The organism is Streptomyces hygroscopicus subsp. hygroscopicus, assembly GCF_001553455.1.
Taxonomy (GTDB): Bacteria; Actinomycetota; Actinomycetes; order Streptomycetales; family Streptomycetaceae; genus Streptomyces; species Streptomyces hygroscopicus.
This window is the reverse complement of record NZ_BBOX01000137.1, coordinates 25,637-34,484: the sequence shown is the minus strand read 5'-3', so window position 1 is coordinate 34,484 and position 8,848 is coordinate 25,637. Positions and strand designations below refer to the sequence as shown.

The window sequence follows — 8,848 nt, the reverse complement described above, 5'->3', positions numbered from 1 at the left end:
GTACGGGGACGCTGCGGGTGCTCGGCGGGGCGCGGGGCGCGGAGGAGGGCGTGAAGGAGGGCGCGCGGGACCGCGTGCGGGGCGGTGGGGCGGGGCGGGCGGAGGGGATTCCGCTTGTCATCGCGGCCTCCTACCGCGCCCGTGCCCGCGGTCTGCTCGGCCGCGACGGCCTGACCGGCGCGCTGCTCCTGACCCCCGCGAGCGGTGTGCACACCTTCCGGATGCGGTTCGCGATCGACGTCGCCTATCTGGACCGGCGGCTCACCGTGCTGGACATCCACACCCTGCGCCCCGGCCGGCTCGGCCGCCCCCGGCTCCGCTCCCGCCATGTCCTGGAGGCGGAAGCGGGCGCGTTGGAGCGCTGGGGCGTGCGGCGGGGTGTGCGCGTTGCGATCACCCCCGGCCCTTCAGCGCCGCCCCCTCCTTCTGTACGCTGACCTCTCAGTGTCATGGTTGGGACACCCTCGATCGCGGTCGAGGTCATCGAGGTAGAGGTATCAGGGGTAGGGGTGGCACGGTGACGACCACGGGCAAGATCCTGCGTTTCGACGAGTTCCGCGGCTACGGCTTCATCGCTCCGGACGACGGTGGCGAAGACGTCTTCATGCACGCCAATGACCTGCTGGACGAGAAGCATCTGTTCCAGCCCGGGTCCAAGGTGCGGTTCGTTCCCGAATACGGCGACAAGGGGCCCAAGGCTTCCGAGGTCCGCATCGTCGAGCGCGCCGCGCCGGTCGTGCGGCCCTCGGCCGGGCCGGACGGCGACGACACCATGTGCGATGTGCTGTCGGTCGCCGAGTTCCGGCAGGAGCTGACCGAGGCGCTGGTGGAGACGGGCGGCAGCCTGACCGCCGATCAGATCAAGCAGGTGCGCAGGCGGGTCATCGAGCTCGCCCAGGCACACAACTGGATCGAATCCTGATCCAGGAGCGCTGAACGCCGAGGGGCCCGCCGTCGCGACGGCGGGCCCCTCGGCGTTCAGCGCTCCTCGGCGTTCAGCGCTCCTCGGCGTTCAGCGCTCCTCCGCTTCCGGGCTCCTCGGCTGTCGGCGCTCCTCGGCCGCCGGTCAGCCTCAGCCGTCGGCATCCGGTGGTCTCAGCTGCCGGTGATGCTCAGCATCAGCCACATCGCCGCCGTCGCGGCCACCACCGTCGCCGGTACCGTCAGCAGCCCCAGGCGGGTGAACACCCCCAGGTCGGAGCCGGTGTCCGGCTCGTGGCGGTGAACGATGCGCCGCCACAGCAGAGTGGCCAGCGAGCCGACATAGGTCAGATTGGGCCCCAGGTTCACGCCGATCAGTACGGCGAGCACGGGCCCGGGTCCGCCCCCGGAGGCGATCGGCAGCAGGGCCAGCGTGGCGGGCAGATTGTTGATGAGGTTGGCCAGCACCGCCGCGACCGCCGCGACCCCGAGCAGCGCGGGCAGGCTCGACCCACCGGGCAGCACCTGGGTCAGCGCGTCCTGGAGACCGCCCGCCAGCACGGCCTGCACCACCACCCCGAGCGCCGGTACGAACAGGCAGAACAGCGGCCCGGTCGCGCCGATGGCCCCCCTTACCGTCGTCCTGCGGCGCTGCAGCGCCCTTACGGTCAGCACGAGGGCGCCCGCCCAGGCCGCCCACAGGGGGTCCAGGCCCGCCAGCGAGGTCCCGACGAACCCGGCGAGGGTCAGCAGCAGCACGGTCAGCGCGAAGACCGGTACCCGGGGCCATGCGGTGGGTGGGGGCTCGGTGGTCCCGGCGGCCAGATCGGCGGCGAAGAAGCGGCGGAGGACCAGGTACTCGATGCCGATGGTCAGCAGCCAGGCGGGCCCCATCAGCACCGCGAAACGGGTGAACGAGACGCCGCCCGCCTCCAGGGCCAGCAGATTGGTGAGGTTGGAGACCGGGAGCAGCAGGGACGCCGAGTTCGACAGGTGGGCGCAGGCGTACACATGCGGCCGGGACCGCGCCCCCAGCCGGGCCGTCGTGGCGAACACCACGGGCGTGAGCAGGACGACGGTGGCGTCCAGGCTCAGCACGGCGGTGACGGCGGCCGCGACGGCGAACACCCCGACCAGGAGCCGGTCGGTACGCCCCGCGCAGGCCCGCGCCACGGCCTGTCCGGCCGCCTCGAAGAGCCCCTCGTCCGCACACATCCGGGCCAGCAGCAGCACGGCGGCCAGGAAGCCCACGACGGGCAGCAGCCCCCGGATCTCCGCCCAGGCCCGGTCGGGCGAGACGGCCCCGACGGCCACCACGATCCCGGCGGCGGGCACGGCCGCGACCGCTTCCGGCCAGCCGCGGGGGCGCACCACCGCGAAGGCCAGTACGCCGAGCAGCAGGACGACGGCAAGGGTCTCGGCGACGGCGGCAGTCAGAACGAACTCCGATGGCGGGTGCGGGGGACATCCCCATCATGCGGCATCGCCCGCCGCGGCGGTTCGCCGGTCCCGGGGTTGCTCAGCCGGTTCAGGGGGCCGCTCAGCCGGTCCTGGGGAAGCTGACCTCCACCCGGCGGTTGCGCTTGCGGCCCTCCTCGCTGGTGTTGTCCGCGATCGGGTACTGCTCGCCGTAGCCCCGGATCTCGTACTGGACCGAGGGGTCGAGGTCCTCGGCGAGCGCCTGCTGCACCGCGTTGGCCCGCTCCTTCGACAGCACGATCCCGTGGGATGCCGAGCCCAGGTTGTCGGTGAAGCCGAAGACGCGGACGTTCCTCGCGTTCTGCTGCTCGGCCTCGGCGGCGATCTCCTTGATCCGGGCCCTGGCCTCGCCGCCGAGCTTCGCGCTGTCCTTGCCGAAGAGCACCTCGGCCTGGAGGGCGAACTTCACCTTGGCGTTGGTGTCCTCCCGCCGCTCGTCGCCGTCGTCCGTCTCGACCACGGACTTGATGTCCAGGACCCGGCCGGGCGCGAGCTCGGCGCTCCCGGGCATCCGCAGATCGGCGTCCTCGGTGTCGATCTTCAGGGGCGGGGTGGTGTCGGCGGGCGCGCCGGGGCCGCTGTCCGCGTGGGCGGGCGGCGCCGGGGCGGCCAGCGCGATGACGAGCGCGGTGGCGGCCAGCACGGCGAGGAGGGGGCCGCGGCGCGCGGGGCGGACAGTCGGATGCCCCGGAGCAGTCGGTGTCATGGCCGCCTCACCCGGAGAGTGTGATGCCGACGGACGGCATGGTCGGGATCTGGAAGTCGACCTCCGTGACGCTCTTCGGCGGGGCCGGGAACTGCGCGAACAGCGGACGGCTCTCATTGGGCTTGATCCCGGAGAGCCCGGTGGTGCACAGGCACTGGCCGTCGGTGTCCCGGAGGACGAGATAGCGCTTCTTGCCCTTCTCGTCGATCAGGGACGCGCCCGAGACGGACGACTGGGACTTCACCTCGGTCTCCTTCGAGCGCCAGTCGATCGCGTTGAACAGCTGGCTGCCGCGGTTGGTGACGGTGCCGGTCACGGTGACGAACCCGCCGTCGTCGCGCACCGCGGAGTGCAGGGTGACGACGATCCCGCCGGGCCCCTTCATCTGGCCGATGGTCTTGGAGGAGTCCACCGCGGGCTCCTGCTTCCCGTCGTCCTTGGCCGCGGTCGACGCCCGGCCCGCGCCGTCGTCGGGCTTGTCGTCGCCGTCGCTGCCGCACCCGGCCATGGCGAGGGCCAAGGCCGCGGCGAGCGCCGTCGCGGCGGCCCCCCTCCGGGCCTTCGTCGTGTGCCGAATGCTCATCGGTCGCTGTCCTTTGCTCTTCGTTCGCTCGTCAGCCGGCAAGGTGCACGGAGAAGAGGTCTTTGGCGTCCGGGAAGAGGTCGAGCCGTGTCGGGTCGATGGTCAGGTCGGCTCCGTCGCAGAGCAGATCGATGGGCGGCTTGTCGTCCTTGCCGTCGTCCTTACCGCCGTCGCCGCCCTTGCCGCCCTTGCCGTCGTCCTTGCCGCCATCGCCGCCCTTGCCGCCGCCATCGCCCTTGCCGCCGTCGTCGGGCAGCTTGGTCGGCGGGGCGGGCGGTTCGGCCGTGCAGCGCGGGGTGACGACCGCCTTGGCCGTCGCCTCCGCGTGCTTGCTCTCGGTGCCGGGGATGACGGTCTTGCCCACGGGCTTCTGCGTCCGGACGGTGACGGTGAAGGACGTCGGCAGGAAGTCGGGCCCCCGGCAGTCGGTCACGTCCGCGCCGTTCTGGTCGGCGAACCACCGCGCCTCGTCACAGGCGGCGGTCCCGCCCAGCCCCCGTCCGTCCAGCAGGTCGTCCCACGCGCTGCCGTTCCCGATCGCCTCCAGGAACCCCTTCCGCAGCTGGTCGCGGTAGTCCTGGGCGGCCGCGAGGGCCGCCGCGTCGGCGGCGGTCTGCCCGCCGTTGCGGGTGGCTCCGGCCTGGCCGACGGCGAAGAGGGCGAGCGCGAGGAAGAGCAGGCCCGCCACCGCCGTGATGTAGATCGGGAAAGCCTGCCCCGCGTCGCTCCTGAGATCTCGGCGCGCTGTCACGGGACCGATCAGATGCCGACGACCTGGGAGATCTTGTCGGAGATGGCGTTTGCGATCATGCTGCCGAAGTCCGTGGTCGACAGGACGAGCACGATGGCCACCACTACGGCGATGATGCCCAGGTATTCGATCGAGGTCTGTCCCCGATCGTTCCGCGTGACGCGCTTCCCCATTGTGTTCCCCTCCATGGGCTGCCGTGCCTTCGTGGTCCGGCGACTCAACCCCCGTGGCGTCGCCCGCGACACGAGCAAAGTACGCCGAAACAGCCGTGTCGGAACAGTGCCTCAGACAGCATTGCCTTCCCCGTTCACCACGTTCGAACCGTGGACGTACGGGCCGGCGGCGACCGCGCATCCGTCTCACCCCCTCCCGGCAGCGCGGAGTTCTGCGTCGACGACTGTCCCACATTCGATTGCAAACGCGAAGCAGCTTCACCCAAAAGAGACCGTCAGTCCCCGGTCACCGAGCCGAAGTCGGTCCCGGACCCGATGAAGAACCCCGCGACGAGCAGCACCATCGTCCCGGGCACCATGAAGGTCGTGATGACCATGGTCGCCTTCGGCACCGCCCGCGCCGCGCGCCGCCGGGCGTTCTGCGCGTCCGTACGGCGCATGTCGTTCGCAATGGCGATCAGCGTTTCGACAATCGGAGCGCCCAGTTCCTCGCCCTGCTGAAGGGCGGTGACGAACTGCGCGACCTGTTCCGAGTCATTGCGTTTCCGTAGTTCCTCGAACGCCTGGCGGCGGCTGACACCCATGTCCATTTGCCGAAGCGTGATGCGAAGTTCATCCGCCCAGGGACCCTCGTACTTCTCCGACACCCGGTCCAGGGCCTGACGGAAGCTCAATCCGGCGCTCACCACGACCGCCAGGACGTCCAGGAAGTCCGGCAGGGTCCGCTCGATCGCGTCCTTGCGCTCCCGCACCGCCGCCCAGATGCCCACCTCGATCCAGAACAGGCCGAACGCCACCAGCAGCAGCGCCAGCAGCAGCTGGCCCTTGAGCAGCATCACCAGCGCCCCGCCGAAGCCCAGCGCCCCGTAGACCGCCCGCCGGGCCGCGTAGCGGTCCACCGTCAGACCGCCCGGATTGCCCGCCAGGTCGATCCGGCGGCGGACCCTGGCCACCCGCTTCTCGCCCATCAGCCGCAGCACGAAGGGGGCGTAGCGCATGCCCAGCCGGTCGATGGCCGAGCCGACCGCGGTCGTCCGGCTGGAGCCGACCTCCAGGGCCACCGCGAGATCGCTGGGCAGCTTGGCCTCGCTGCGGTACAGCGCGATGCCGTAGGCGATGCCCGCCACCGCGAGGCCGGCCGCCAGCGCCAGCAGCAGTGCCATGTCCCTGTATCCCCTTCGCTCCGCTTCGCCGTGGTCGGCCGCGGTCCGCCGTGGTGCGCTCCGGTGCGCTTGAATTCGCTCCGGTGCGCTTTCGTTCGCTGGTGGTGAGCTGTGGTGCGCTGTGGTGGCTGTGGTGCGCTCTGGTGCGCTCTGACTCAGACGTCGATCTTGGACATGCGGCGGATGAGGAAGAAGCCGATCCCGTACAGGCAGAAGGCCACCACCACTGCGGCCTGCCCCCAGAAGGACGAGGTCATCCGGTCCAGTGAGCCCGCCGAGATCCGGTTCATCAGCAGCAGCGTCCCGATTCCCAGGAGCGGTACGACATACGCGGTGACGGTCACCTGGGAGAGCTGGGTGCGCACCTCCCGCCGGGTCTCCTTGCGCTCCTCCAGCGTCTGGGTGAGGTTGCGCAGCGAGCTGACCACGGTCCCGCCCGCGCGGTTGGACAGCACCAGCGTGGTGACCAGCACCACCAGCTCCCGGGAGGGCAGCCGCTCCGCCAGCTCCTCCAGCGCGTCGTCGATCGAGTGGCCGACGGCCAGCTTGGCCGCGACCTTGGCCAGCTCCTCACCCGCCGGCGCCTCCATCTCGTCCGCCGCCATGCCCAGCGCGGTGCGCAGCGCCAGTCCGGCCTGGGTGGCGTTGGCCAGGATCCGCGACAGCTCGGGCAGTTGGTTGATGAACCGCTCTATCCGCTTCTGCCGCTGCCAGCTGAGGAAGGCGAAGGCCCCCCAGACGGCGATCACCGCCGCTATCGGACCGAAGAACGCCGCCAGGAAGGACGCCGCGACCAGCCACAGCCCGACCGCCGCCCCCGTCGTGTAGACGAAGAACTCCCCCGGAGTGATCTCCAGGCCCGTCGCCGCCAGCCGCAGCTCCAGCTTCCGGCCGGCGGAGGTGGCGCGCAGCCGCCGGTCGATCCCGGCGAAGCGGCGCGTCCGGGCGGTGCCGGGCGGCGGACCGGTCTCCGACAGCCGGTCGATCAGCGCACGCCGCTGCTCCTTGCCGCGGACGTAGGAGTGCACGCCCACGACGCCCAGCGCGCCGCACAGCAGCGTCGCGCCGAGGGCGGCCGTCGCGAGATGGTCCATGGGCCCTGCTACCTCCGGTCCCTGGGGTCGAACGGGGGTCGGTCATGCGGGGGTCCGTCGAACGGGGTTCGGTCGTGCGGGGGTTGGCCGTACGGAGGCCGGTCGTACGGGGGCGGGTCGAACGGAGGCCGGTCGTACGGGTCGGGGCCGGCCGCGCGGGTGGCCAGCTGCGCCGGGAAGGCGGCCACGCCAAAGGCCGGCGGCACCGATTCGTTCGCCATCCGCAGCCGTTCCGCGACCCGCTCGGGCAGCGGGAAGTAGCAGAACCGCCCGTGCACCACCCGGTCCGGGCCCATGGGCTGGGCGTCGAAGCGGCAGACGGTGGCGATGCGGTACGCCTCGTGGCCGTGGCTGTCGAGCAGCGCGATCTCGCTGATCCGCCGCGAGCCGTCGGCGTGCCGGACGAGCTGGACGACGCAGTCCACGGCGCTGTTGATCTGGTCCCGCAGCGCCTCGTAGGGGATCGCCACGTCCGACATGGAGGCGAGCGTCTGCAGCCGCATCAGCGCGTCCTCGGCGCTGTTGGCGTGGACGGTGGCCAGCGATCCGTCGTGGCCGGTGGACATGGCCTGGAGCATGTCGAGGGTCTCACCGCCGCGCACCTCGCCGACGATGATGCGGTCGGGGCGCATCCGGAGGGAGTTGCGGACCAGGTCGCGGATGGTGATCCGGCCCTTGCCCTCGACGTTGGGCGGCCGGGATTCCAGCCGGATGACATGGGTCTGCTGGAGTTGCAGCTCGGCGGCGTCCTCGACGGTGATGATGCGCTCCCCGTCGGGGATCAGCCCGGAGAGGGCGTTGAGCAGCGTGGTCTTGCCGGAGCCGGTGGGGCCGGAGACCACGACGTTGAACTTGGCCCGCACCAGCGCCGCGAGCAGCATCAGCATCTGCTCGTCCAGCGTGCCCATGCCGATCAGCTCGTGGAGGGTGTAGGCGCGCGGGAAGCGGCGGATGGTGAGCGTGGCACCGGTGAGGGCGAGCGGCGGGATGATCACGTTGACCCGCTCCCCGGACGGCAGGCGGGCGTCGACCATCGGATTCGACTCGTCCACCCGGCGGTTGACCGTGGAGACGATGCGCTCGATGGTCTGCATCAGCTGCTCCTCGGAGGCGAAGCGGACGGGGACCAGCTCGACCCGGCCCGAACGCTCCACGAAGATCTGGTCCGGTCCGTTGACCATGATCTCGGTGATGGACGCGTCCTCGAGGAGGGGTTCGAGCACCCCGAGGCCGAGCGCCTCGTCCACCACCCGGCGGATCAGCTGGGAGCGCTCGCTGGTCGAGAGCACCGGGCCCTCGCGGCTGATGATGTGGCCGAGCACGCGCTCCAGCCGGGAGCGGCGCTCGGCGGCGGCGAGCGAGGACATCTCGGCGAGGTCGATCTCCTCGAGCAGCTTGGCGCGGTAGACGGAGACGAGGTGCCCGTCCTGACGTCCGCCGCCCTCGCCGTTCCCCTCCGGCGCGGTGATACGGGCCCGCAGGCTCATCGGCCGCCTCCCATCGCTGCCGCCCCCGCATCGCCCGTACCGCGCATACCGCTCGTACCGCCCGTACCGCCGTCCGCGCCGTCTCCCTCGGCGCAGGGCATCGTGGCGCTCCGCTCGGCGCTGCCGAAGTCGAAGCCGGGGATGACGGAGGGGATCTCCACGGTCGCGGTGGCCCGCGCCTCCCCGCCGCCGCAGCCCCCGCCGCCGATGCTCGCCCCGTCGGCCAGCCATCCGCTCATCGCCGCCTTCCCGGCGGCCTGCGGGCTCATCCGCGGATCGTCCAGCGAGGCCGTCCGCGCCGCCGCCCGCGCGGCGGTCCCGGCCTGCTGCGCGGCGTACGCGGCGATCCCGAGCTGTACGGCGGCCAGCGCGACGAGGATGAGGACCGGCAGGAACCCGAGGAACTCGATGGACGCCGAGCCCCGATCCCGGCCGCGTCCGGCCGGGCCGCTGGAGTCGGTGGGTACGGGTGTCCGGTGCCGGGTCATGGT

At 71.8% G+C, this 8,848-nt stretch carries 11 protein-coding genes; 2 read left to right on the top strand and 9 right to left on the bottom strand.

Annotated features, from left to right (window positions below; translation table 11 throughout):
• Positions 1-50: 50 nt before the first annotated feature.
• Entirely contained in the window at positions 51-437 is a 387-nt protein-coding gene (locus AXW62_RS16145) for a DUF192 domain-containing protein (RefSeq protein ID WP_060945173.1), read from the top strand.
• Positions 438-517: 80 nt separating this feature from the next.
• A complete protein-coding gene (locus tag AXW62_RS16140; RefSeq protein ID WP_030822411.1) occupies positions 518-922 on the top strand; it encodes a cold shock domain-containing protein in 405 nt (134 codons plus the stop codon).
• Positions 923-1,095: 173 nt separating this feature from the next.
• On the opposite strand, the gene AXW62_RS16135 is transcribed toward AXW62_RS16140, so the two are convergent.
• The 9 genes from AXW62_RS16135 to AXW62_RS16100 all read right to left on the bottom strand — a co-directional run bounded on the left by AXW62_RS16135 (position 1,096) and on the right by AXW62_RS16100 (position 8,845).
• Positions 1,096-2,358, bottom strand: a complete 1,263-nt coding sequence (locus AXW62_RS16135) for an SLC13 family permease (protein ID WP_060945171.1) — start codon at positions 2,356-2,358, stop codon at positions 1,096-1,098.
• Between the two features lie 103 nt (positions 2,359-2,461).
• Positions 2,462-3,106 carry an OmpA family protein gene (locus AXW62_RS16130; RefSeq protein WP_079115649.1) on the bottom strand — a complete coding sequence of 215 codons (645 nt, stop codon included), beginning with the start codon at positions 3,104-3,106 and terminating at the stop codon, positions 2,462-2,464.
• Positions 3,107-3,113: 7 nt separating this feature from the next.
• Positions 3,114-3,689, bottom strand: a complete 576-nt coding sequence (locus tag AXW62_RS16125; protein ID WP_060945169.1) for a hypothetical protein — start codon at positions 3,687-3,689, stop codon at positions 3,114-3,116.
• A gap of 31 nt (positions 3,690-3,720) precedes the next feature.
• Positions 3,721-4,440 carry a pilus assembly protein TadG-related protein gene (locus AXW62_RS16120; protein WP_060945168.1) on the bottom strand — a complete coding sequence of 240 codons (720 nt, stop codon included), beginning with the start codon at positions 4,438-4,440 and terminating at the stop codon, positions 3,721-3,723.
• A gap of 8 nt (positions 4,441-4,448) precedes the next feature.
• Positions 4,449-4,628, bottom strand: a complete 180-nt coding sequence (locus AXW62_RS43955) for a hypothetical protein (protein WP_143712529.1) — start codon at positions 4,626-4,628, stop codon at positions 4,449-4,451.
• Between the two features lie 260 nt (positions 4,629-4,888).
• On the bottom strand, positions 4,889-5,776 hold the full coding sequence (locus tag AXW62_RS16115) for a DUF5936 domain-containing protein (RefSeq protein ID WP_030822394.1): 888 nt from the start codon (positions 5,774-5,776) through the stop codon (positions 4,889-4,891).
• Between the two features lie 155 nt (positions 5,777-5,931).
• Entirely contained in the window at positions 5,932-6,870 is a 939-nt protein-coding gene (locus AXW62_RS16110; RefSeq protein ID WP_060945167.1) for a type II secretion system F family protein, read from the bottom strand.
• An 8-nt stretch (positions 6,871-6,878) separates the two neighbouring features.
• The gene (locus tag AXW62_RS16105) at positions 6,879-8,357 is read right to left on the bottom strand and encodes a TadA family conjugal transfer-associated ATPase (RefSeq protein ID WP_060945166.1); all 1,479 of its coding nucleotides are present in this window, start codon (positions 8,355-8,357) and stop codon (positions 6,879-6,881) included.
• Positions 8,354-8,845 (bottom strand): TadE/TadG family type IV pilus assembly protein, encoded by a 492-nt coding sequence (locus AXW62_RS16100; protein ID WP_060945165.1) that lies wholly within the window; start codon positions 8,843-8,845, stop codon positions 8,354-8,356. Before AXW62_RS16100 ends, AXW62_RS16105 begins: the two co-directional genes overlap by 4 nt.
• Positions 8,846-8,848 lie beyond the last annotated feature (3 nt).

What these genes read in the sequence shown, in the direction of transcription:
- AXW62_RS16130 (WP_079115649.1), bottom strand. Translation starts at nt 3,106, where the DNA reads ATGACACCGACTGCTCCGGGGCATCCGACTGTCCGCCCCGCGCGCCGC.
- AXW62_RS16125 (WP_060945169.1), bottom strand. Translation starts at nt 3,689, where the DNA reads ATGAGCATTCGGCACACGACGAAGGCCCGGAGGGGGGCCGCCGCGACG.
- AXW62_RS43955 (WP_143712529.1), bottom strand. Translation starts at nt 4,628, where the DNA reads ATGGAGGGGAACACAATGGGGAAGCGCGTCACGCGGAACGATCGGGGA.
- AXW62_RS16115 (WP_030822394.1), bottom strand. Translation starts at nt 5,776, where the DNA reads ATGGCACTGCTGCTGGCGCTGGCGGCCGGCCTCGCGGTGGCGGGCATC.
- AXW62_RS16110 (WP_060945167.1), bottom strand. Translation starts at nt 6,870, where the DNA reads ATGGACCATCTCGCGACGGCCGCCCTCGGCGCGACGCTGCTGTGCGGC.
- AXW62_RS16105 (WP_060945166.1), bottom strand. Translation starts at nt 8,357, where the DNA reads ATGAGCCTGCGGGCCCGTATCACCGCGCCGGAGGGGAACGGCGAGGGC.
- AXW62_RS16100 (WP_060945165.1), bottom strand. Translation starts at nt 8,845, where the DNA reads ATGACCCGGCACCGGACACCCGTACCCACCGACTCCAGCGGCCCGGCC.